Origin of the sequence: Pseudomonas tructae (assembly GCF_004214895.1) — a bacterium.
In the GTDB taxonomy this organism is placed as follows: Bacteria; Pseudomonadota; Gammaproteobacteria; order Pseudomonadales; family Pseudomonadaceae; genus Aquipseudomonas; species Aquipseudomonas tructae.
Genome location: NZ_CP035952.1, coordinates 557,427 through 579,002 on the forward strand (window position 1 = coordinate 557,427; position 21,576 = coordinate 579,002).

The 21,576-nt window shown below is 63.9% G+C and carries 20 protein-coding genes; 15 read left to right on the forward strand and 5 right to left on the reverse strand.

All coding sequences use genetic code 11. From position 1 onward, the window contains the following. Positions 1 to 2 precede the first annotated feature (2 nt). From EXN22_RS02590 to EXN22_RS02600, 3 genes are read left to right on the forward strand one after another with little or no spacing between them, the layout of a single operon-like run. Entirely contained in the window at positions 3 to 431 is a 429-nt protein-coding gene (locus EXN22_RS02590; RefSeq protein WP_130262350.1) for a DUF2269 family protein, read from the forward strand. 15 nt (positions 432 to 446) lie between these two features. Continuing rightward, entirely contained in the window at positions 447 to 1,703 is a 1,257-nt protein-coding gene (locus EXN22_RS02595; protein ID WP_130262352.1) for an SDR family oxidoreductase, read from the forward strand. Next, positions 1,700 to 2,167, forward strand: coding sequence for a DUF2269 family protein (locus EXN22_RS02600; RefSeq protein WP_130262353.1), 468 nt, complete (start codon positions 1,700 to 1,702; stop codon positions 2,165 to 2,167). The genes EXN22_RS02595 and EXN22_RS02600 overlap by 4 nt, the downstream gene beginning before the upstream one ends. 34 nt (positions 2,168 to 2,201) lie before the next feature. Here the strand turns inward: EXN22_RS02600 and EXN22_RS02605 are convergent, their stop codons facing one another. After that, positions 2,202 to 2,858, reverse strand: a complete 657-nt coding sequence (locus tag EXN22_RS02605) for a histidinol-phosphatase (protein ID WP_130262355.1) — start codon at positions 2,856 to 2,858, stop codon at positions 2,202 to 2,204. A 140-nt stretch (positions 2,859 to 2,998) separates the two neighbouring features. Here EXN22_RS02605 and EXN22_RS02610 point away from each other — a divergent pair, with 140 nt between their 5' ends. Both EXN22_RS02610 and ptsP read left to right on the forward strand, forming a co-directional pair. Beyond that, positions 2,999 to 3,478: an RNA pyrophosphohydrolase gene (locus EXN22_RS02610; RefSeq protein WP_010222140.1), complete on the forward strand. Its 480-nt coding sequence runs from the start codon at positions 2,999 to 3,001 to the stop codon at positions 3,476 to 3,478. A 22-nt stretch (positions 3,479 to 3,500) separates the two neighbouring features. Continuing rightward, positions 3,501 to 5,780 carry a phosphoenolpyruvate--protein phosphotransferase gene (ptsP, locus tag EXN22_RS02615; RefSeq protein ID WP_130262357.1) on the forward strand — a complete coding sequence of 760 codons (2,280 nt, stop codon included), beginning with the start codon at positions 3,501 to 3,503 and terminating at the stop codon, positions 5,778 to 5,780. Positions 5,781 to 5,823: 43 nt separating this feature from the next. Here the strand turns inward: ptsP and EXN22_RS02620 are convergent, their stop codons facing one another. Then, the gene (locus EXN22_RS02620; protein ID WP_130262359.1) at positions 5,824 to 6,570 is read right to left on the reverse strand and encodes an NRDE family protein; all 747 of its coding nucleotides are present in this window, start codon (positions 6,568 to 6,570) and stop codon (positions 5,824 to 5,826) included. Positions 6,571 to 6,662: 92 nt separating this feature from the next. Between EXN22_RS02620 and EXN22_RS02625 the strand changes: the two genes are divergently transcribed. Genes EXN22_RS02625 through EXN22_RS02635 form a run of 3 tightly spaced genes read left to right on the forward strand, consistent with a single transcriptional unit; the run spans position 6,663 to position 9,288 of the window. Further along, positions 6,663 to 7,445 carry a sulfite exporter TauE/SafE family protein gene (locus EXN22_RS02625; protein ID WP_130262361.1) on the forward strand — a complete coding sequence of 261 codons (783 nt, stop codon included), beginning with the start codon at positions 6,663 to 6,665 and terminating at the stop codon, positions 7,443 to 7,445. Between the two features lie 14 nt (positions 7,446 to 7,459). Continuing rightward, positions 7,460 to 8,269, forward strand: coding sequence for a prolipoprotein diacylglyceryl transferase (gene lgt, locus EXN22_RS02630; RefSeq protein ID WP_130262363.1), 810 nt, complete (start codon positions 7,460 to 7,462; stop codon positions 8,267 to 8,269). A gap of 47 nt (positions 8,270 to 8,316) precedes the next feature. After that, entirely contained in the window at positions 8,317 to 9,288 is a 972-nt protein-coding gene (locus EXN22_RS02635; RefSeq protein ID WP_130262365.1) for a thymidylate synthase, read from the forward strand. A 106-nt stretch (positions 9,289 to 9,394) separates the two neighbouring features. Here EXN22_RS02635 and cadR read toward each other — a convergent pair whose 3' ends face one another. Further along, positions 9,395 to 9,838 carry a Cd(II)/Pb(II)-responsive transcriptional regulator gene (cadR, locus tag EXN22_RS02640; protein WP_130262367.1) on the reverse strand — a complete coding sequence of 148 codons (444 nt, stop codon included), beginning with the start codon at positions 9,836 to 9,838 and terminating at the stop codon, positions 9,395 to 9,397. Positions 9,839 to 9,920: 82 nt separating this feature from the next. Here cadR and EXN22_RS02645 point away from each other — a divergent pair, with 82 nt between their 5' ends. The 7 genes from EXN22_RS02645 (at position 9,921) to EXN22_RS02675 (ending at position 18,813) form a co-directional block, all read left to right on the forward strand. After that, positions 9,921 to 12,155 carry a heavy metal translocating P-type ATPase gene (locus tag EXN22_RS02645; protein ID WP_130262369.1) on the forward strand — a complete coding sequence of 745 codons (2,235 nt, stop codon included), beginning with the start codon at positions 9,921 to 9,923 and terminating at the stop codon, positions 12,153 to 12,155. A gap of 7 nt (positions 12,156 to 12,162) precedes the next feature. Next, positions 12,163 to 13,026, forward strand: coding sequence for a LysR family transcriptional regulator (locus tag EXN22_RS02650; protein ID WP_130262371.1), 864 nt, complete (start codon positions 12,163 to 12,165; stop codon positions 13,024 to 13,026). A gap of 188 nt (positions 13,027 to 13,214) precedes the next feature. Next, positions 13,215 to 14,279 (forward strand): putative 2-aminoethylphosphonate ABC transporter ATP-binding protein, encoded by a 1,065-nt coding sequence (locus EXN22_RS02655; RefSeq protein ID WP_130262373.1) that lies wholly within the window; start codon positions 13,215 to 13,217, stop codon positions 14,277 to 14,279. Between the two features lies 1 nt (position 14,280). Continuing rightward, complete coding sequence (locus tag EXN22_RS02660; RefSeq protein WP_130262375.1) at positions 14,281 to 16,005, forward strand: putative 2-aminoethylphosphonate ABC transporter permease subunit; 1,725 nt, start codon at positions 14,281 to 14,283, stop codon at positions 16,003 to 16,005. A gap of 39 nt (positions 16,006 to 16,044) precedes the next feature. Next, positions 16,045 to 17,070 carry a putative 2-aminoethylphosphonate ABC transporter substrate-binding protein gene (locus EXN22_RS02665; RefSeq protein ID WP_130262377.1) on the forward strand — a complete coding sequence of 342 codons (1,026 nt, stop codon included), beginning with the start codon at positions 16,045 to 16,047 and terminating at the stop codon, positions 17,068 to 17,070. 58 nt (positions 17,071 to 17,128) lie between these two features. Continuing rightward, the gene (locus EXN22_RS02670; RefSeq protein ID WP_130262379.1) at positions 17,129 to 18,256 is read left to right on the forward strand and encodes a TIGR03364 family FAD-dependent oxidoreductase; all 1,128 of its coding nucleotides are present in this window, start codon (positions 17,129 to 17,131) and stop codon (positions 18,254 to 18,256) included. A gap of 2 nt (positions 18,257 to 18,258) precedes the next feature. Further along, entirely contained in the window at positions 18,259 to 18,813 is a 555-nt protein-coding gene (locus EXN22_RS02675) for a phosphonate degradation HD-domain oxygenase (RefSeq protein WP_130262381.1), read from the forward strand. Here the strand turns inward: EXN22_RS02675 and EXN22_RS02680 are convergent. Beyond that, entirely contained in the window at positions 18,796 to 20,160 is a 1,365-nt protein-coding gene (locus EXN22_RS02680; protein WP_130262383.1) for a GTPase/DUF3482 domain-containing protein, read from the reverse strand. The two genes, EXN22_RS02675 and EXN22_RS02680, sit on opposite strands and share 18 nt — an antisense overlap. Further along, a complete protein-coding gene (locus tag EXN22_RS02685; protein WP_130262385.1) occupies positions 20,153 to 21,544 on the reverse strand; it encodes a DUF2868 domain-containing protein in 1,392 nt (463 codons plus the stop codon). Before EXN22_RS02685 ends, EXN22_RS02680 begins: the two co-directional genes overlap by 8 nt. Positions 21,545 to 21,576 lie beyond the last annotated feature (32 nt).

Consider the following 21,576-nt stretch of genomic DNA (forward strand, 5'->3'; position numbering starts at 1 on the left):
AAATGGAACTGCTGACGACCCTGAAAACCGCCCATGTCCTGGCCACCGTGTTGCTGCTGGGCAGCGCACTGGGGCTTGCGATCTGGACCTTTATGGCGCGCCGCAAAGGTGACGCCGGTGCCCCTGCACGGCTGATGGCCAGGCCGCTGGTGTTTGTCTGGTTGTTGATGGGGATCTGCCTGGTGAGCATGCCGTTCACCGGCTGGTGGCTGGTGCACCTGATTGGCTGGCCGCTGGGCCAGACCTGGGTGCTGGGCTCCAGCGTGATCTACACCTTCGGCGCATTCAGCTGGTTCTGGCTGCTGGCGCGGGTCAACCGCCTGCGCACGGCACCGACCGTGGGTAACCCGACGTTCACCCTGGCGCTGGCGGTGTTCAGTGGGGTCTGTTTCATTGCCATCGCCGGGCTGATGGGTGCCAAGCCGGTTTAAACGATAAGGATCGTCATGAAAGTTTTACTGGTGGGGGCCACAGGGTTCGTTGGTCGCCATCTTTTGCATGCGTTGCAGGCGAGCGGCCATCAGGTGGTTGCGACCAGCCGCCATCCGCAATCCGCGTTGCTGCCCGGCGTTACCTGGCAAACCCTCGACCTCGACCGGCTGGCGCTAGATCCCAAGGCTTATGCGTTGCCCGATGGTATCGATCTGCTGATTAATGCCGCTGGCGTGCTCAGCACTCGGGAAGGCGAACTGTCGCTGACCCAGGACGTGGGTACCCGCGCACTGTTCGACCTGGCGGCGCAGCGTGGCGTCCGGGTTTTGCAGATTTCCGCACTAGGGGCTGGTGAACAGGCAGATGTGCTATTTCTGGCCAGCAAGGCGCGTGCGGACGACTACTTGCTCGGCTTGGGTGTTCCGGCCGTAGTCCTGCGCCCGTCACTGGTGCTCGGTGCAGGCGGCACCAGCAGCCAGTGGCTGGCGCGCTTGTCGCCCTGGCCTTTGATACCACTGTTGAGCGTCAAGGCGCAGTTGCAGCCCGTGCATATCGACGACCTGAGTGCTGCAGTGCTGGCGTTGTTGCGCCAGTGGCCGGCGCACCCCTGCGTCGTGCCGCTGGTCGGCCCGCAGCAAATGACCCTGGCACAGGTGCTGGATAGTCTGCGCGCTGCACAGGGCTGGGCGCCGGCCCGCTACGTGGCAGTGTCGTCACTGTTCGCCCGGCCTGCGGCATGGCTTGGCGATCGCCTGGGCTGGCGGGCACTGAACAGTCAGAGCCTGAACATGGCCCAGCGCGATAACTGCGCCGACCCCGGCATCCTTGCCGAGCACAGCGGTTATCGCTGCGCACCGCTGGCCTCGCGGCTGGCAACCTGGCCGAGCGCCGGCCAGAGCAGTCAGCTGGCGTTACGACCGCTGATGCTGGCAGTGCTGGTATTGATCTGGCTGGGCACTGCCGTGGTCAGCCTTGGCCCTGGCCACGACTGGGGCTTGCGCATTCTTGCCGAAGCAGGCTTGCAAGGCTTGCCCGCCACCCTGGCAGTGATTGCCGGCTCGCTGTGTGATTTCGCCCTGGGCATCGGCCTGTTGCTGCGCCGCTGGCGGCGCCGGGCGCTGCAGGCGCAACTGCTGTTGATGCTCGGCTACACGCTGATCATCAGCCTGATCCTGCCGCACTACTGGTTCGACCCTTACGCTGCCGTCGCCAAGAACCTGGTGATGATGGTGGCAACCCTTTGGCTTCTATGGACTGAACCGCGTCGATGAGTGCTTACCTGCTGCTCAAAACCCTGCATATCCTGTCTTCCACCGTATTGTTCGGCCTGGGTGCCGGTTCTGCCTACTACGCATTGCGTGCCTGGCGCACCGGCAAGGTCGAAGTGATCGCGGCCACCTTCAAACACCTGGTGTTCGCCGACTGGGCATTTACCGCGACCACCGCGGTTTTCCAGCCGTTGAGCGGCATCGGCCTGGTGCTGCTGGCCGGATGGCCGCCGCACCAGAGCTGGTTGATGTGGAGTTTTGGCCTGTATGTGTTTGCCGGGATTTGCTGGTTGCCGGTGGTCTGGCTGCAAATCCGCGTGCACAAGATGGCCGAGCAGGCGCAACGGGACGAAATGCCAATGCCGATGAAGGCCGCCAGCTACATGCGCTGGTGGTTTGGCCTGGGCTGGCCGGCATTCCTGGCGTTCATGGTGATCTTCTACCTGATGGTCGCCAAGCCAAGCTGAAGCCGCTGCCGGGGAGGCAGCGGCCGCTCAGGCATCAGTCGCGCAGGCTGAGCACTTGCCAGCCGCGCTTCTGGGCCTCAGCGCGCAGGTTCGGGTCAGGGTCGACCGCCACCGGGTGGGTGACCTGCTCCAGCAGCGGCAGGTCGTTCATCGAGTCGCTGTAGAAGTAGCTGTCGTCCAGGCTGTAGCCGTTTTCCAGCAACCAACGGTTCAGGCGCGTCACCTTGCCTTCACGGAAGCAGGGTATATCGGTACTGCGCCCGCTGAAACGGCCGTCGACCATTTCGCATTCGGTGGCCAGCAGGGTCTGCACGCCCAGGCGTTTGGCAATCGGGCCAGTGATGAAACGGTTGGTGGCGGTGATGATCACCAGCTTGTCGCCAGCGGCGCGGTGCTTTTCCAGCAGGGCCAGGGCCTTGGGCAGGATGATCGGCTCGACGCAATCGCGCATGAAGTCGCGGTGCCATTCGTCGAGTTGGGCCATCTCTGTGCTCGCGAGGATTTCCAGGCTGAAGTTCAGGTAGGCATTGAGGTCGAGCTTGCCGGCCAGGTAGTCCTGATAGAAGGCGTCGTTGCGGTTCTGGTACTCGACCGGGTCGAGAATGCCGCGTTCGCACAGGTAATCGCCCCAAGCATGGTCGCTGTCGCCGCCAAGGAGAGTATTGTCCAGATCGAATAAAGCCAGGCGCATTGAAGTCACTCGCATAACATCTGAAAAGTCCCACAGAATACGGACTTTTCACATCGGTGCACATAAGGTAAACAGGCGCGTTGCTGGCTTCGTGACCTTTGTGGAACAATGCCGTGACATGCGTTTGCGAGGTTGCTGCCGTGATCGACCCCGATGGTTTTCGCCCCAATGTCGGGATCATTCTGACGAATGATCTTGGGCAGGTGCTATGGGCTCGACGGATCAACCAGGATGCCTGGCAGTTCCCCCAGGGAGGTATCAACCCCGAGGAAACGCCGGAAGATGCCCTGTACCGCGAGCTGAACGAAGAAGTGGGGCTGGAGCGAGACGATGTTGAAATTCTTGCCTGCACCCGCGGCTGGTTGCGTTATCGTTTACCCCAACGCCTGGTCCGTACCCACAGCCAACCGCTGTGCATCGGCCAGAAACAGAAATGGTTCCTGCTGCGCCTGGTCTCCAATGAGCAGCGGGTGCGGATGGATCTGACCGGTAAACCGGAGTTCGACGGCTGGCGCTGGGTCAGCTATTGGTATCCGCTGGGCCAGGTGGTGACATTCAAGCGCGAGGTTTACCGCCGCGCTCTCAAAGAGCTTGCCCCGCGCCTGCTGGCGCGCGACTGACGACGGAGTTCGACCCCGAGCCATGCTCAATACGCTGCGCAAGATCGTCCAGGAAGTTAACTCCGCCAAGGATCTCAAGACGGCGTTGGGGATCATTGTGTTGCGTGTCAAAGAGGCCATGGGCAGTCAGGTCTGCTCGGTGTACCTGCTCGACCCCGAGACCAACCGTTTCGTGTTGATGGCCACCGAAGGCCTGAACAAGCGCTCGATCGGCAAGGTCAGCATGGCGCCCAACGAGGGCCTGGTCGGCCTGGTGGGTACCCGCGAAGAGCCGCTGAACCTGGAAAACGCCGCCGACCACCCTCGGTACCGCTACTTCGCCGAAACCGGCGAAGAACGTTTTGCCTCCTTCCTCGGTGCGCCGATCATCCACCACCGCCGCGTGGTCGGGGTGTTGGTCATCCAGCAAAAGGAGCGGCGCCAGTTCGACGAGGGCGAAGAAGCCTTCCTGGTAACCATGAGCGCGCAGTTGGCCGGGGTTATCGCCCATGCCGAGGCCACCGGTTCGATCCGCGGCCTGGGCCGCCAGGGCAAGGGTATCCAGGAGGCCAAGTTCGTCGGCGTACCCGGTTCACCCGGTGCTGCGGTGGGCAAGGCGGTGGTCATGTTGCCACCGGCTGACCTCGATGTGGTGCCGGACAAGAGCGTCGATGACATCGACGCCGAGCTGAAACTGTTCAACAACGCCCTGGAAGGGGTGCGCGAAGACATGCGCAACCTCTCCGCCAAGCTCGCCACCCAATTGCGCCCGGAAGAGCGTGCGCTGTTCGACGTCTACCTGATGATGCTCGACGACGCCGCCCTGGGCGGAGAAGTGGTGCAGGTGATCAAGACCGGTCAGTGGGCCCAGGGTGCGTTGCGCCAGGTGGTGGGCGAGCATGTCAATCGCTTCGAGCTGATGGACGACGCCTACCTGCGCGAGAGGGCTTCGGACGTGAAGGATCTGGGCCGGCGATTGCTGGCCTACCTGCAGGAGGCCCGTCAGCTGTCGTTGGTCTATCCCGACAACACCATTCTCATCAGTGAAGAACTGACCCCGGCGATGCTCGGCGAAGTGCCGGAAGGCAAGCTGGTCGGCCTGCTCTCGGTACTGGGCTCGGGCAACTCCCACGTCGCCATCCTGGCCCGGGCCATGGGCATTCCGACGGTCATGGGCCTGGTCGACCTGCCGTACTCCAAGGTCGACGGCATCGACATGATCGTCGATGGCTACAAGGGCGAGGTCTACACCAACCCCAGTGACGTGCTGCGCAAGCAGTACGCCGAAGTGGTCGAAGAAGAGCGCCAGCTGGCCCAGGGCCTGGATGCTCTGCGCGAACTGCCGTGTATCACCCTCGATGGCCACCGCATGCCGCTGTGGGTCAACACCGGCCTGCTCGCCGATGTCGCCCGCGCCCAGCAACGTGGCGCCGAAGGCGTCGGCCTGTACCGCACCGAAGTGCCGTTCATGATCAACCAGCGCTTCCCCAGCGAAAAGGAACAGCTGGCGATCTACCGCGAACAACTGGCGGCCTTCCACCCGCTGCCGGTGACCATGCGCAGCCTGGATATCGGCGGCGACAAGGCGCTGTCGTACTTCCCGATCAAGGAAGACAACCCGTTCCTGGGCTGGCGCGGCATTCGCGTCACCCTCGACCACCCGGAAATCTTCCTGGTGCAGACCCGCGCCATGCTCAAGGCCAGTGAAGGCCTGAACAACCTGCGCATCCTGCTGCCGATGATTTCCGGTATCCACGAACTCGAAGAAGCCCTGCACCTGATCCACCGGGCCTGGGGCGAAGTGCGCGACGAAGGCACCGATGTGCCGATGCCGCCGGTGGGGGTGATGATCGAAATCCCCGCTGCGGTGTACCAGACCCGCGAGCTGGCACGCCAGGTGGACTTCCTCTCGGTCGGTTCCAACGACTTGACCCAGTACCTGCTGGCGGTTGACCGCAACAACCCGCGAGTCGCCGACCTCTATGACTACCTGCACCCGGCGGTGCTCCAGGCCCTGCAGAACGTGGTGCGCGATGCCCACGCCGAAGGCAAGCCGGTGAGTATCTGCGGTGAGATGGCCGGTGATCCGGCGGCGGCGGTGCTGTTGATGGCCATGGGTTTTGACAGCCTGTCGATGAACGCCACCAACCTGCCCAAGGTGAAGTGGATGTTGCGCCAGGTCAGCCTGAGCAAGTCCAGGGAGTTGCTGGCCCAGGCCATGGGCATCGACAACCCGCAAGTTATCCACAGCTCGCTGCAGCTGGCCCTGAAGAACCTGGGCCTGGCGCGGATGATCGGCCCCGGAGTTGGCAAGGCCCTTTGATTTTTTGCGGGGAATGTGGGAGCGGGCTTGCCCCGCGATAGCGTCAAACCTGCAAGCACACCTCCCCCAGGTGCCCACCAAACGGCCCAAAACTGCGCTCCACCAGCTTGCGCCGCCCATCCGCCTCGACAATCAGCACGGTACTGGCCCGCGTCCCGTAGTTCTGGCTGGCAATAAACACGCTCGACAACAAACGCTCGGTCCCAAGCCCCACGCCGGTCTCCGGCAGCTCGGTATCCGCCGCCTGCAGGTTATCCCCAAGCAGCTCCAGCAAGCGTTGCGGCTGCGGGTCGGCCAAATGCTGCTGCAGCCCCGCCCGCGCCTTGAGCAGTTTTGGCCAGGGCGTATCCAGGCCTGCATTGGATAAACCGTAAACGCCCTCAGCCAGCAGACGTGGGGTGCCTTGCCGGGCATTCAGGTAGCCCAGTTGCCGGTTGTCACCTACCAGTAGATTGAACCCCGAATACTGCCGGCTGCGGCTGGCCACCTGATCCAGGTATGCCTCGACACTCAGCTCGCTCTGCAGGAATGCCGCCACCAGTTCGCCTCTGGAGCGTGTGCCCAGGGCCTGCTGCGGGTCGCGAATATTGGTCAGCGCGGCGAACCGTCCGGCCGGACCTACGCCCAGCCACGTGCCTCCGGCTTCAAGGTCACGTCCGGCATAGACGCCCGGGGCATTCTCCCACGACGCCAGGGCCTGGGTCGGGCGTGCATAGAACTCGTCGCGGTTGGCCGCAACGATCAGGGGCCGGGCATGTCCGGGCCGCCAGGCGAAGACGATCAGGCACATAGGGGGTCCTTTGTGTTTTCCTCACTTTATCTTCACTAGAGCCACAGGCCTACCTTCCGTTACCATGCCGGACTGAATTTACGGGGGCGACAATGGAATTCGTGCTCTATCTGGCGCTGGGCGCCTGTGCAGGCGTGCTGGCCGGGTTGTTCGGCGTCGGTGGCGGCATCATCATCGTGCCGGTGCTGGTGTTCAGTTTCACCCTGCAAGGCTTCGACGCCTCGGTGCTGACCCACCTGGCGGTGGGGACTTCGCTGGCGACCATTGTCTTCACCTCGGTCAATGCCATTCGCGAGCACCACCGCAAAGGCGCGGTGCAGTGGCCGATTTTCGTCTGGATGACCTTGGGCATCTTGGTGGGTGCCGGTATCGGCGCCAAGACTGCCTCGGCGATCCAGGGCCCGATGCTGCAAAAGATCATTGGTGTGTTTGCCCTGGTGATCGCAGCGCAGATGGCCCTGGACCTCAAGCCCAAGGCCAGCCGTGGCATTCCCGGCAAGCCCGGGCTGACTGTCGCCGGTAGCGTGATCGGCTGGGCCTCGGCGATCTTCGGCATTGGCGGCGGTTCGCTGACCGTGCCGTTCCTGACCTGGCGCAGCCTGCCCATGCAGCAGGCGGTGGCGACGTCATCGGCTTGTGGTTTCCCGATTGCCGTGGCCAGCGCCCTGAGTTTCATCTGGCTGGGCTGGCATGACCCGCACCTGCCGGCGCACAGCCTGGGTTTTGTGTACCTGCCGGCGCTGCTGGGCATTGCCTTGACCAGCATGTTTTTCGCCCGCTTCGGCGCGCGCCTGGCGCATAAACTGTCGCCACGCTTGCTCAAACGGCTATTTGCCGCGCTGTTGTTCTGCGTCGGCCTGAGCTTTTTGCTTTAACGAGAGGAGTCACCATGCTGCCTTACCCGCAGATCGATCCAGTGGCCGTGGCCCTGGGTCCGCTGAAAATCCATTGGTACGGCCTGATGTATCTGGTCGGCATCGGCGGCGCCTGGTTGCTGGCCTCGCGTCGCCTCAATCGCTTCGATCCGACCTGGAGCCGCGAGAAACTCTCCGACCTGGTGTTCTGGCTGTCGATGGGGGTGATTGTCGGTGGCCGCCTGGGCTACGTGCTGTTCTACGACCTGCACGCCTACCTGGCCAACCCGGCGCTGATCTTCGAGGTGTGGAAGGGCGGCATGTCGTTCCATGGCGGTTTCATCGGCGTGATGCTGGCGGCCTTGTGGTTTGGCAAGCGCAACAACAAGTCGTTCTTCGAACTGATGGATTTCGTCGCGCCGCTGGTGCCGATCGGCCTGGGCGCCGGGCGTATCGGCAACTTCATCAACGCCGAGCTGTGGGGCAAGGCCACCGACGTGCCTTGGGCCATGGTCTTTCCGCCGTTCAGCGACCCGGCCCAGTTGCCGCGTCACCCGTCGCAGCTGTACCAGTTCGCCCTGGAAGGTGTGGCGTTGTTCCTGATCCTGTGGCTGTACTCGCGCAAACCGCGCCCGACCATGGCGGTTTCCGGCATGTTCGCGCTGTTCTACGGGATCTTCCGCTTCATCGTGGAGTTCGTGCGGGTACCCGATGCCCAGCTTGGCTACATCGCCTTTGGCTGGTTGACCATGGGTCAGTTGCTCTGCGTGCCGATGATCCTCGGTGGTATCTTCCTGATCTGGTGGGCCTACAACCGCAAACCTACGGCCAAGGCCGCCGTTTGAATTTCCACGGCAGGGCGATCCCCTGCCGTCCTAGCTACAGGTAAGCCATGAAACAGTATCTAGATCTGGTCCGCGACGTGATCGAAAACGGCACCCTGCAGGGTAACCGTACCGGCATCCGCACCATCAGCCTGCCGGGCGCCATGCTGCGCTTCGACCTGCAGAAGGGCTTCCCGGCCATCACCACCCGCAAGCTGGCGTTCAAGTCGGCGATCGGCGAGATGGTCGGTTTCCTGCGCGGGGTGAAGAACGCTGGCGAGTTCCGCGAGCTGGGCTGCAAGGTCTGGGACCAGAACGCCAACGAAAACGCCCAGTGGCTGGCCAACCCGTTCCGCCAGGGTCATGACGACCTCGGCGAAATCTACGGCGTGCAATGGCGCCAGTGGCCGGCCTACAAGCGCATCCCACTGAGCAACCCGGCTGCCATCGAACTGGCCAAGAGCCAGGGCTTCCAGCAGATCGCCCAGGCCGAAGAAGATGGCGAAGCCTTCGTCGTGCTGTACAAGGCCATCGACCAGATCCGCCAGTGCATCGACACCATCCACAACGACCCGGGCAGCCGGCGCATCCTGTTCCACGGTTGGAACTGCGCCCAGCTCGACGAGATGGCCCTGCCGCCGTGCCACTTGCTGTACCAGTTCCACCCCAATGTCGAGACCAAGGAAATCTCCCTGACCCTCTACATCCGCTCCAATGACCTGGGCCTGGGCACTCCGTTCAACCTCACCGAAGGCGCCGCTTTGCTGTCGCTGATGGGCCGCCTGACCGGCTACACGCCGCGCTGGTTCACCTACTTCATCGGTGATGCGCACGTCTACGAGAACCACCTGGACATGCTCAATGAGCAGCTCAAGCGCGAGCCGCTGGCGGCGCCGAAGCTGGTGATCAATGAGCGTGTGCCGGAGTTCGCCAAGACGGGCGTGTACGAGCCAGAGTGGCTGGAGAAGATCGAACCGAGCGACTTCAGCCTCGAAGGCTACGAGCACCACGCGCCGATGACGGCGCCGATGGCGGTCTGAGTTCTAACTGTCTGAATATGTAACTGTGGGAGCGGGCTTGCCCCGCGATAGCGATGTAACTGATAAATCGCTTCGCGGGGCAAGCCCGCTCCTACAGGTACCTCAATCAGTGCCCGTGGCTTCTGCCCACATGTGAAGGCTCCGCCTCTGGCGCCGTCACCGCACCATTGACCTCAAGATGCTGCAGGATCGAGCACTGAACCTCCTGGGGATGACAGTGCTGGCGCAGTTCCAGCAGTTGCGTTTGTAGCGCTTGCAGCCCATCGATGCGCGCCTTGACGTGCTGGATGTGCTCGTCGATCAACGCATTGACGCTTTCGCACTGGTCTTCCGGGCTGTCGCGCAGGCGCAGCAGGCTGCGGATTTCTTCCAGGGTCATGTCCAGGGTGCGGCAGTTGCGGATGAAGGTCAGGCGCTCGACGTGGGCCTGGGTGTACATCCGGTAGTTGCCCTCGCTGCGCGCCGGCTCCGGCAGCAAGTTTTCCCGCTCGTAGTAACGGATGGTTTCCACCGCGCAATCGGTGGCCTTGGCCAGTTCTCCGATCTTCATCTGCAAATACCTCGACAAGTGGCTTGACCCTATAGTGGCTACAGGGTGTTCACTTGGCAACAGGACATTTAAGGATGAACCCATGAATCAGCCTGTCAGCCACACCCCCGGTAAAGACCCCCACGATCATGCCAAGCATGAGCACGCCCACAGCTGCTGTTCACACGATGCCGCGCCGGCCCTGGTGCAGTTGAGTGAAGCCAGCAGTGCCGGCGCGCGTTTGAGCCGTTTTCGCATCGAGGCCATGGATTGCCCGACCGAACAGACCCTGATCCAGAACAAGCTGGGCAAGCTGGCGGGGGTCGAGCAGCTGGAGTTCAACCTGATCAACCGCATCCTCGGCGTGCGTCATACCCATGCCGACACCGTCGCCATCGAGCAGGCGGTCGCCTCGCTGGGCATGCAGGCCGAGCCCCTGAGCGATTCCTCCGAGGAAGCTGCCGCTGCCCCTGCGCCGGTGAAAAAGCACTGGTGGCCGCTGGCATTGGCCGGTGTGGCGGCGTTGGGCGCCGAAGCCATTCACTTCGCCGAGCTTGCGCCTTCATGGGTGGTGGCGCTGGTCGCCCTGGTGTCGATCCTCAGTTGCGGCCTGGGCACCTACAAGAAGGGCTGGGTCGCCCTGAAGAACGGCAACCTCAATATCAATGCGCTGATGAGCATCGCCGTGACCGGTGCGGTGCTGATCGGCCAGTGGCCGGAAGCGGCCATGGTCATGTTTCTGTTTACCGTCGCCGAGCTGATCGAGGCGCGCTCGCTGGACCGCGCGCGCAATGCCATCGGCGGGTTGATGCAGTTGAGCCCGGACCTTGCCACGGTGCAGCAGGCCGATGGCCAATGGCGCGAGCTGGACGTCAAGCAGGTCGCGTTGGGTGCCCTGGTGCGTGTGCGTCCCGGCGAGCGCATCGGCCTGGATGGTGAAGTGGTCAGCGGCCAGTCGAGCATCGACCAGGCGCCGATCACCGGCGAGAGCCTGCCGGTGGAGAAGGGCCCGGGCGACAAGGTGTTCGCCGGGACCATCAACCAGGCCGGTGCGCTGGAGTACCGGGTGAGTGCTGCGGCCGGGCAATCGACCCTGGCGCGGATCATCAAGGCGGTGGAAGAAGCCCAGGGCGCGCGGGCGCCGACCCAGCGCTTCGTCGACCAGTTCTCGCGCATCTACACCCCGGCCGTGTTCGCTTTCGCCCTGGCGGTAGCGGTGATTCCGCCGCTGTTCATGGCCGGCGCCTGGTTCGACTGGATCTACCGCGCCCTGGTGCTGCTGGTGGTGGCCTGCCCTTGTGCCCTGGTGATTTCTACGCCGGTGACCATCGTCAGCGGCCTGGCCGCAGCCGCGCGCAAAGGCATCCTGGTCAAGGGCGGGGTGTACCTGGAAGGCGGGCGCAAGCTCGACTTCCTGGCCCTGGACAAGACCGGCACCATTACCCACGGCAAGCCGGTGCAAACCGACTATGAAGTGCTCGAACCGCTATTCCAGGACCGTGCCCAGGCGCTGGCGGCCAGCCTCGCTGACCGCTCCGACCACCCGGTATCACGCGCCATTGCCGTGTTTGCCATTGAGCAAAAGCTGCCCCTGAGCGAGGTTGCAGCCTTTGAAGCCCTGGCAGGCCGTGGTGTGCGCGGCGAAATTGACGGTGAGCTGTATCACCTGGGCAACCATCGCCTGGTCGAAGAACTGGGCCTGTGCTCGCCGCAGCTCGAAGCCCGGCTCGATACGCTGGAGCGCCAGGGCAAGACCGTGGTGCTGCTGCTCGACAAGTCCGGCCCGCTGGCGCTGTTCGCCGTGGCCGACACGGTCAAGGACAGCAGCCGCGAGGCAATTGCCGAACTGCATGAGCTGGGTATCAAGACTGTCATGCTGACCGGCGACAATCCGCACACGGCCCAGGCCATTGCTGCCCAGGTCGGCATCGATCAGGCCCATGGCAACCTGCTGCCGGCTGACAAGCTCAAGACCATCGAAGACCTGTATGCCCAGGGCCATCGGGTCGGCATGGTCGGTGACGGCATCAACGATGCGCCGGCACTGGCCCGCGCCGAGATCGGTTTTGCCATGGCCGCAGCCGGTACCGACACCGCGATCGAGACCGCCGACGTGGCGCTGATGGATGATGACTTGCGCAAAATCCCGGCCTTCGTCAGGCTCTCGCGTCAGAGTGCGGCGATCCTGACCCAGAACATCGTCCTGGCCCTGGGGATCAAGGCAATCTTCCTGGCGGTGACCTTCGCCGGCATGGCAACTATGTGGATGGCGGTATTCGCCGACATGGGCGTGAGTTTGCTGGTGGTCTTCAACGGCCTGCGATTGCTGCGTAAATAGAGGATGTATGCTGAGTTCCGAGTTGAAAGCCTTCTACATGGTTGCCCGCCTGGGCAGCATTACCCTGGCGGCGAAGAAACTCGGGCTCAGCCAACCAACGGTGACCACGCAGATCCGCAACCTGGAAAGCCAGTACGCGGTCGAACTGTTCTACCGCGGCGGCCGCCGCCTGACCCTCAGTGATGACGGCGCGAGGCTGCTGCCGATGGTCAAGGCCCTGCTGCAGCAGGAAGCCGATATCGAGTTCTTCCTGCGCAACAGCGGCCAGGGTCAAGGCAGCCTGCGCATCGCCGCCACGGCGCCTTACTACATTCTCGACCTGGTAAAGATCTTCCGCGAACGCCTGCCGCAAGTGGAGGTGTCGGTGGAAATCGGCAACTCCCAACAGGTGCTGGAACTGCTTGAAGACTATCGGGTAGACCTTGCGGCCTCGTCGCAACTGGTCGAGGACACGCGTCTGGTGCGGCGGGTGCTGGGTACCGATCCGCTGGTGGTGGCGGTGCACCGCAACCATGTGTTGGCCAGTCATGAGTCCATTCCGTTGTCGGCGCTGGCCGGGCATTGCCTGCTGGTGCGTGAGCAGGGCTCGACCACGCGCAAGTTGACCGAGCAGATGCTGGAAGCGGCGGGGGTGAAGGTGGGGTCGCTGCTGGAGATCGGCAGCCGCGAATCGATCCGCGAGGCGGTGTTGCGCAACATCGGCATCAGCATCATTGCCCGCCATGAAGTGCCGCATAACCCTGAGCTGCGGGTGCTGAGCCTTGAGGGGGCGCCGCTGATGCACGAGTACCTGTATTGCCTCAAGGAGCGGCGTCAGGCGCGGTTGCCGGCGGCTTTTCTGGGCCTGGCCCAGGAAGTGTCAGCATTGTAGGAGCGGGCTTGCCCCGCGATAGCGATGTCACTGATAAATCGCTATCGCGGGGCAAGCCCGCTCCCACAGGTGGCGTTGCATTACACCAAAATCTGCCTATACCACTATCGGCAACTTTTGCTCCCCCGCCACACAACCTTCGCATTGCCTCCCTAGCATGACCCTCATTCGTTCGATGAGGTCCTGCCATGAACACTCCAGTCGCAAACCCGGGCGCACACATGAAAGTGCGCGGTATTCATAAGCGCTTTGGCGCATTTACCGCCCTGCACGATGTTTCCCTCGACGTTGCCGCGGGTGAGCTGGTGTGCCTGCTGGGCCCGTCCGGCTGCGGCAAGACCACCCTGTTGCGTTGCATTGCCGGCCTCGAACGCCAGGACCGCGGCACCTTGTACATCGGCGAGCGCGACATATCCGAGCTGCCGCCCCAAGCCCGGGATTACGGCATTCTGTTCCAGTCCTACGCTCTGTTCCCCAACCTCACCGTTGAAGCCAACATCGCCTACGGCCTGGCCGGCAGCGGTCGTGACGAAGTGCGTCAGCGGGTGGCGCAGATGCTTGAACTGGTGGGCCTGATCGGTAGTGAAAAAAAGTACCCCGGCCAACTGTCCGGCGGCCAGCAGCAGCGTGTGGCGCTGGCCCGCGCCCTCGCACCGGCACCGTCACTACTGCTGCTCGACGAGCCGATGTCGGCCCTCGACGCCCGGGTTCGCGAACACCTGTGCAGCGAACTGCGCCAACTGCAACGCCAGCTCGGCATCACCACCCTGATGGTCACCCACAACCAGGACGAAGCCATGTTGATGGCCGACCGCATTGCGGTGATGAACAACGGTCAGGTCGAGCAGTACGCCACCCCGCAGGACATCTACGACAAGCCGGCCACGCCATTCGTTGCCGAGTTTGTCGGCCAGGGCAACTGGCTGCCTTTCCAGCGCCACAGCGACAGCCATGCCCAGGTCGGTGCGCTGAACATGCGCCTGGCCGACGGTGCCAGCCAGGCTCGTAGCGGCCGGCTGTTCTGCCGCCCGGAAGCGATCAGCGTCAACCCGCCGGTACATGAAGAGAACCTGTTCCCGGCGCGGGTGCGTGAGATTACCTTCCTCGGCAATCGCTGCCGCATGAGTTTTGAACTCAACGAACTGCCGGGCCACGCCCTGCTGGCCGAAGTCGCCCCCGAATCGATGCCGCGCCTGGGTTCCCAGGACATCTGGGTGGCCTTGCCGCCGCGCAGCCTGCAGGTGTTTGCCTGAGATGGCGGCGCCACTCGCCATGCCGATCGCCCACGCGAAGGCAGCCCAGCGCTCTGGTGTTTCACTGGGTGATCGACTGTTCGTGGTCGGCGGCAAAGGGTTGCTGCTGCTTTTTCTCACCGTGGCGGTGTTGATTCCACTGCTGGCGATTTTCTGGCGCGGCTTTAGCAGTGATGCCGGCCAGGGCGGCGGCCTGGTGGCCGCCCGCGAATTGTTCGCCAGTGCCAACTTCCACTGGCTGCTGGGCAATAGCCTGAAGGTCTCGATCAGCGTTGCAGCCATCGTCGTTCCGCTGGCTTACCTGTTCGCTTATGCCCTGCAGCGCACGCTGATCCCCGGCAAGCGAATCTGGCGTGGTATTTCACTGCTGCCGCTGCTGGCGCCGTCGATGCTGCCAGCTATCGCCCTGGTTTATCTGTTCGGCAACCAGGGCCTGCTGCGTGGGCTGCTCAGCGACAATATCTATGGCTTCTGGGGCATTGTCCTTGGCGAAGCCATCTACACCTTCCCCCATGCGCTGATGATCCTGCTTTCGGCCCTGTCGCTGGCCGATGCGCGGCTGTTCGACGCAGCTTCGAGCATGGGTGCCGGGCCTTGGCGCGCATTTCACAGCATCACCTGGCCTGCGACCCGGCAGGCGGTGTTCGCCGCGTTCTGCCTGGTGTTCACACTGACCATCACCGACTTTGGCGTGCCGGTGGTGGTGGGTGGCGACTATCAGGTGCTGGCGCTGGAGGCCTACAAGGCCGTGGTCGGCCAGCAGCAGTTTGGCCGCGGTGCCTTGATCGGTATGGTCTTGCTGGTGCCGGCACTGCTCAGTTTCGCCGTCGATGCCTGGCTGCGTCGGCGCCAGGGCGATTCGATGAGCGGCCGGGCCCAGGTGTTCCAGCCACAGCCATCGCGTACTCGCGATGCCTGCTTCATGGCCGTGGTGATCCTGATTTGCGCAGTGCTGTTGCTGGTGGTGGGCATGGCGGTGTACTCATCGCTGGTCAAGTTCTGGCCCTATAACCTGTCGCTGTCGCTCAAGCACTATCAGTTCGACGAAACCGCCGGTGGTGGCTGGCTGGCCTACCGCAACAGCCTGACCATGGCCCTGGGCACGGCGTTGATCGGCAGTGCGGTGATCTTCACCGGCGCCTACCTGATGGAAAAAACCAAGGGCCAGCGCAGCCTGAACCTGCTGCTGCGTCTGCTCAGCTTCGTGCCGATGGCGGTGCCAGGGTTGGTGCTGGGGCTTGGCTACGTGTTCTTCTTCAACCTGGCCAGCAACCCGCTGCATGTGTTCTACGGCAGCATGGCGTTGCTGGTGGTGTGCACCATCGCCCACTACCTGACCACCGCGCAGATGACCGCGACCACCGCCCTGCGCCAGCTCGATGGCGAGTTCGAAGCCGCTGCGCTGTCGCTCAAGGCGCCGCTGTACCGGCACTTTCTGCGGGTCACCGTGCCGATCTGCCTGCCGGCGCTGCTCGACATCATCCGCTACCTGTTCGTCTCGGCCATGACCACGGTGTCGGCGGCGATCTTCCTCTACAGCCCGGACACCATCCTTGCCGCCGTCGCCGTGCTGAACATGGACGATGCCGGCAACGTCGGCGGCGCTGCGGCAATGTCGACCCTGATCCTGCTCACCAGCGCCACCGTTTCGCTGCTCCTGGCCTGGGCCTCGCGCGGCCTGTTGCAACGCTCCCAAGCCTGGCGCCAGCGTGCGCCGGGTCACTGATTGTCTCTACCCACTTGCACCGTTCAAAGGAGTCGCATCATGTTCAAGCCACTTGCTCTTGCCGCTGCCGTCCTCACTGCATTCAGCGTGCAGGCCACTGCCGCCAACACCCAGCTGACGGTCTACACCGCGCTTGAAGCCGAACAGCTCAAGAGCTACAAGCAGGCCTTCGAGAAGGCCAACCCGGACATTGAAATCAAGTGGGTGCGTGATTCCACCGGCATCATCACCGCCAAGCTGCTGGCCGAAAAAGATCGCCCGCAAGCCGATGCGGTCTGGGGTCTGGCAGCGTCGAGCCTGGCGATCCTCGACCAACAGGGCATGCTGCAAAGCTATGCCCCGAAAGACCTTGGCAAGATCGGCGGCAACTACCGCGATGCCGCCAACCCGCCGGCCTGGGTGGGTATGGACGTCTGGGCGGCGACCATCTGCTTCAACACCATCGAAGCCGAAAAGCAGGGCCTGAGCAAGCCGGTGAGTTGGCAGGACCTGACCAAGCCTGAGTACAAGGGCAAGATCGTCATGCCTAACCCGGCGTCTTCGGGCACCGGCTTCCTGGACGTCAGCGCCTGGCTGCAGACCTTTGGTGAGAAGCAGGGCTGGGCGTACATGGACGGCCTGCACCAGAACATCGGCCAATACGTTCACTCCGGTTCCAAGCCGTGCAAGCTGGCGGCGGCCGGTGAGTTCCCGATCGGTATCTCCTTCGAATACCCGGCCGTGCAGCTCAAGCGCCAGGGTGCGCCGCTGGACATCGTCTTGCCGAAGGAAGGCCTGGGCTGGGAGATCGAGGCCACCGCGGTGATCAAGGGCAGCAAGAATGAAGACGCAGCCAAGCGCCTGGCCGACTTCTCGGCAAGCCCGGCGGCCATGGAACTGTACAAGGAAAACTTCGCCGTGCTGGCCCAGCCGGGCATCGCCAAACCACAGACCGAACTGCCGGCCGACTACGAGCAGCGCCTGATCAAGAACGACTTCGCCTGGGCGTCGAAGAACCGCGACAGCATCCTGGCCGAGTGGCGCAAGCGCTATGACGGCAAGTCGGAGAAGGTGGCGCAGCAGTAACAGCATCGCGGGGTAGGAGCGGGCTTGCCCCGCGATAGCATTCTTGAAGGAACCTCAAATGACCGATCTACTCATCGTCGGCGCCGGCATCCTCGGCCTGTCCCATGCCTACGCCGCTGCCCGGCGCGGGCTCAAGGTGCGGGTCTTCGAGCGCAGCGCCACACCCCTGGGCGCTTCGGTGCGCAACTTCGGCCAGGCACTGGTTACGGGTCAACCGCCAGGCCAGATGCTCGAACTGGCCAAGGCCAGCAGCGGCATCTGGAAGCACTGGGCGCATCAGGCCGGCTTCGAGCTCAAGGCCAACGGCTCGCTGCTGTTTGCCCGTACCGCGCTGGAGCTGGAACTGCTCGAAGCCTTCTGCGCCGAGCGTGCGCAAGCACATGACTACAAGATCGAGCTGCTCAGCGGCGCCGCCCTGAACGACCTCTACGGCGGCCAGTTCCGTCACCATCGCGCCGCCTTGCGCGGGCTGCAAGACCAGCAGTTGTATTCGCGCGAGGCGCTGCCGAGCCTGATCCACTTCCTGCAGCGGGCGTTGGGTGTACAGTTTCACTTCTCCACGCTGGTGCGTGGTATCGAACCCGGTCGCGTTTCGACCACGGCGGGGGAGTTCAGCGCCAGGCAGGTCGTGGTCTGCTCCGGTCACGACTATCAGACCCTGCTCGCTGAACCTATCGCTGCCTTGCAACCGCAGGTCTGTCGCTTGCAAATGTTGCGCGCCCGGCCACGCTTCAAGCTCGATCTGCAGCACGCACTGCTCACCGGCCTGAGCTGCGTGCACTACGGCGCCTTCGCCGATTTGCCCCAGGCCCAGGCACTCAAAGCGCAACTGCAGGCCAACAGCCCGCACCTGCTGGAGCACGGCATCCATCTGCTGATCAGCCCTACGCCCCACGGTGAGCTGATCATCGGCGACTCCCACGCCTATGGCAGTGATGCATCACCCTTCAACGCCGAACAGGTCGACAACTGGTTGATCGAGCTGGCCGAGCAGACCCTGGGCGGGCGCATCGAGGTGGTCGAGCGCTGGCAGGGCGTCTATGGTTCTGGCGGGCCGGGGCCGTTTTCCCTGCTGCAGGTCGCGCCGGGAGTCAGTGCCGCGCTGATGCACAGCGGCGTCGGCATGAGTGTCGGCCCGGCCCTGGCCGAGCAGCATATCGCCCGTTTGCTGGAGGAGATCGACTAACCATGGCTACAGCCGAACAGATTGTCAGCGACGTCTTCGCCTTGTATCAGCAGCATGGTGATGAAGACTACATCGGCGAACCGGTTTCGCAGCTCGAGCATATGTCCCAGGCGGCGCAGCTGGCATTGGCCGAGGGCTATGACGATGAAGTGGTGCTGGCGGCGTTCTTCCATGACATCGGCCACATCTGTGGCGGCGCCAAAGGCAACATGGGTGGTTATGGTGCGGTCAGCCACGAACGGGTAGGCGCCAACTACCTGCGTCGTTGTGGCTTTAGCGAGCGCTTGGCCAAACTGGTGGAGTATCACGTCGAGGCCAAGCGCTACCTGACCTTGCGTCAGCCAGGTTATTACCAGCGCTTGAGCGAGGCCAGCCGACGCACCCTGGCGTACCAGGGCGGGGTGATGAGCGAGGCCGAGGCCGATGCCTTCGAGCAGGACCCGCTGTGTGAAGTGAGCCTGCGCATGCGTCAGTGGGATGAACTGGCCAAGGAAATGGATGTGCCGGTCATCGATCTGCAGTTGCTCAAGGGCAAGGCCCTAAAGCTCTTGCACTAGCGCATCAATCTGCTCCTGGCGTTCCGCCTGATTCACCCGTGCTCCCGGATTGAGCGATGACCACTGCGGATGCGCCCGGGCCTTGCTCAGCGCCTCCGGCAGCTTGCCTTCACGCCAGGTCTGCTCCTGTGGCGTCGCCAGCTTGATCCGCTCCATGGCCGCATGACCCCGGGCATCGAGCGCGTGAATCAGCTGATGCTGACGCAACGCCAACAGGCGCAACACGCTGTCATCCACCGTCAACTCGCGCTGGCCCTTGAGCTTGCCGAGCAGGCGCGAGCCATAGCTGCGGGCGGTCTGCAGGGCACCACCGGCAATAGCCCCGGCCAGCGCCGCAGCACCGAGGGTCAAGCCGCCAACCAGCAGGTCGACGCCCGCCCCGGCCGCTGCACCCGCCGCCACACCACTGCCCAGGCGTACGCCGAGCAACTTGAGGGTTTCCGGGTTGAACAGGTCATCGCCCCAGCGTCCATCGAGCAGGGGCAGGTCGCTGCTGGTGGCGTCTTCCTTGCGAAAGGCATAGAGCTTGAGCAGTGCTTCGACACAGCGTTGTTCGCGCTGACGCACTTCGCGGCGCAAGGTCTCTATGGCTACGGCTTCGGCGCCAGCTTCGGCGATCACGCTGCGCCGGCAGGCGGCGCAGTCGAGCAGCAAGTCGGCGACCAGACGCTTGGCGCTCTCACGCCGGGCCTGGCGCTGGGCCTGCTGATCGTCGATCAGGCGTTGCAGCGCGCCACGGGAGTTTTCCAGCATCAAGGCCAGGCTTTCGTACAGGCGGCGTTCGCCGTCTTCGGGCGGTGCGACGCTGTCGAAGCGCACCAGTGCGTGCAATCCCAGGCGCGCCAGCGCTTCGCGCCAGTCGGCTTCGCGATGGTCGCTGCTGGCGACGAAGTTGAGCACCGGCAACAGCGGCTTGCCGCAGCCGGCCAGCACTTCCAGCTCGTCGCGGTACTTGGCCAGTACCGGTTCGCGGGCATCAATCACGTACAGGCCGGCATCACTGGCGAGCAACTGACGCAGCACCTTGGCCTCTTGCTCGAAACGCTGGCGTGCCTCGCTACCTTGCAGAAAACGCTCCAGCCGCGCCGGGCCATCGAGGCGCTCGCCCGGACGCTCCAGGCGCTCAAGGTAGTCGAGCAGGGCGATTGCATCTTCCAGCCCCGGCGTGTCGTAGAGCTCCAGCAGTGGCTCACCGTCCACCGACAGGCGTGCGCCCTCGACATGACGGGTGGTGCTCGGCCGATGGGACACTTCACCGAAACCGACATCACGGGTCAGGGTGCGCAGCAGTGAGGTCTTGCCGACATTGGTGTGGCCGACCACGGCCAGTTTCAGCGGCTTAGTCATGGCCAAGCTCCAGCCAGTTCAACGGGGCGCTGTCGGCGTAACTTAAACCGAGCTGTTCCAGGGCCTGATGCCAGTCACCCAGGCGCTCTGCATCCAGGGCCTGGCCGGGCATCGCCTGCAACAGCCAGATGCGCGTGGCGCCGGCATTGCGCGCAAGCTCGGCGAGCAGCGCCAGGCTACCGCGATCAGGCGAGCGGCGCGGGTCGCAGGCAATTGCCAGGCGCGCCGGCGGAAAGCGGCCGAGCTGCTCGAGCAGTTTGTTGCGCGACTCGCGACTGTCGAGGATGCCGGCGTTGCTCACCGTTGCCGGCAAGGCGGGTGGCCATGGGCGTGTGTCATCCAGCTCAAGGCCTACCAGCAGGGCGCCATCGCTATGAGCTTCGCCGACCCCGCGGACAATCTGCGGCAGCGTATCAGGCGCCGCATCGTTGATGCCCAGGCGTTCGCTGCTGGGCATCAGCGCATCGCGCAGCGGGCTGTAGCCGGGCAGGTTTAGGTCCAGTTGCAGGCGCGCCCGGCCACTGCGCCAGCGCCACAGGCACAACGCGCCAAGCAGCAGGCGCGGGAGGATGCCATACACCAGCAGCACCCCCAGCAACCACCCGGCCCAGGCTCGGCGGGCCAGCTCAAGTGCTGGCTGGCTGTCGCCACTGGCGCGGATCATGGCGACATCCGGCACGCTGAAACCGAGCAGGGCTGGCAGGGAGCCGATGGCCTGGGTCAGGGCCACGAAGGTGTCGGCACCTAGAATGGTGGTTTCCCAGACAAAGCCGTAACGGCGGGTGGCGAGCAGGATCAGCAACATCATCAGTGCCGTGCCCAGGGCCACCAACCACAGGCTGTGCACCAGCAGGCCGAGCAGCCAGCGGTTGAGCTTTTGCCGTTGCAGCATCACCAGCAGGGCCGGGGCCAGGTGCGCGGCCTGGGCATCGCGGGCGAATTTTTCGCTCAGCCACAACCACAGGCGGCCAAGGGTTGCGCCCTGTTCAGCGGCGAAGAAAAAGCCCAGCAGCCAACCCAGCAACAGCAGCAGGTTGAGCCCCAGCAGGCTGCCCAGGGCCCAGAACACATTCACCGGCCGTTGACTGTCGCCAAGGGCGGCCAGGGCCAGGCCGGCGCCGCTGAGCACGGCGAGCGCCACCAGGGCCGCCAGCGCCAGGCGTGCGCCTTGTTTCCAGTGTTGCAGGGCGCTGCGCATGCCGTCGCGTTCGGCCAGCCACAAGGCGCGGTTTTCGATGCGCGCTTGCAGGTCGCCACCCGCTTGGCGGGCGCGGCGGTTGGCTTCCTGGTCTTCCAAGGGGCCTGCGTATTCTTCGCGCAGGCGCACGGCTTCAGTGAGCCAGCGTTTGTCCAGGTCAGTCAGTGCAGTCACACGCGCTTCCATTGATCAAGTCAGCCCAAAGCATAACCCAGGCA

Bases quoted from the DNA above. Each gene is read 5' to 3' on its own strand.
- EXN22_RS02650 (WP_130262371.1), top strand. From the start codon at position 12,163: ATGCTGAGTTCCGAGTTGAAAGCCTTCTACATGGTTGCCCGCCTGGGC.
- EXN22_RS02600 (WP_130262353.1), top strand. From the start codon at position 1,700: ATGAGTGCTTACCTGCTGCTCAAAACCCTGCATATCCTGTCTTCCACC.
- EXN22_RS02675 (WP_130262381.1), top strand. From the start codon at position 18,259: ATGGCTACAGCCGAACAGATTGTCAGCGACGTCTTCGCCTTGTATCAG.
- lgt (WP_130262363.1), top strand. From the start codon at position 7,460: ATGCTGCCTTACCCGCAGATCGATCCAGTGGCCGTGGCCCTGGGTCCG.
- EXN22_RS02625 (WP_130262361.1), top strand. From the start codon at position 6,663: ATGGAATTCGTGCTCTATCTGGCGCTGGGCGCCTGTGCAGGCGTGCTG.
- EXN22_RS02635 (WP_130262365.1), top strand. From the start codon at position 8,317: ATGAAACAGTATCTAGATCTGGTCCGCGACGTGATCGAAAACGGCACC.
- ptsP (WP_130262357.1), top strand. From the start codon at position 3,501: ATGCTCAATACGCTGCGCAAGATCGTCCAGGAAGTTAACTCCGCCAAG.
- EXN22_RS02665 (WP_130262377.1), top strand. From the start codon at position 16,045: ATGTTCAAGCCACTTGCTCTTGCCGCTGCCGTCCTCACTGCATTCAGC.
- EXN22_RS02645 (WP_130262369.1), top strand. From the start codon at position 9,921: ATGAATCAGCCTGTCAGCCACACCCCCGGTAAAGACCCCCACGATCAT.
- EXN22_RS02655 (WP_130262373.1), top strand. From the start codon at position 13,215: ATGAACACTCCAGTCGCAAACCCGGGCGCACACATGAAAGTGCGCGGT.
- EXN22_RS02670 (WP_130262379.1), top strand. From the start codon at position 17,129: ATGACCGATCTACTCATCGTCGGCGCCGGCATCCTCGGCCTGTCCCAT.
- EXN22_RS02685 (WP_130262385.1), bottom strand. From the start codon at position 21,544: ATGGAAGCGCGTGTGACTGCACTGACTGACCTGGACAAACGCTGGCTC.
- EXN22_RS02590 (WP_130262350.1), top strand. From the start codon at position 3: ATGGAACTGCTGACGACCCTGAAAACCGCCCATGTCCTGGCCACCGTG.
- EXN22_RS02605 (WP_130262355.1), bottom strand. From the start codon at position 2,858: ATGCGCCTGGCTTTATTCGATCTGGACAATACTCTCCTTGGCGGCGAC.
- EXN22_RS02680 (WP_130262383.1), bottom strand. From the start codon at position 20,160: ATGACTAAGCCGCTGAAACTGGCCGTGGTCGGCCACACCAATGTCGGC.
- cadR (WP_130262367.1), bottom strand. From the start codon at position 9,838: ATGAAGATCGGAGAACTGGCCAAGGCCACCGATTGCGCGGTGGAAACC.
- EXN22_RS02595 (WP_130262352.1), top strand. From the start codon at position 447: ATGAAAGTTTTACTGGTGGGGGCCACAGGGTTCGTTGGTCGCCATCTT.
- EXN22_RS02660 (WP_130262375.1), top strand. From the start codon at position 14,281: ATGGCGGCGCCACTCGCCATGCCGATCGCCCACGCGAAGGCAGCCCAG.
- EXN22_RS02620 (WP_130262359.1), bottom strand. From the start codon at position 6,570: ATGTGCCTGATCGTCTTCGCCTGGCGGCCCGGACATGCCCGGCCCCTG.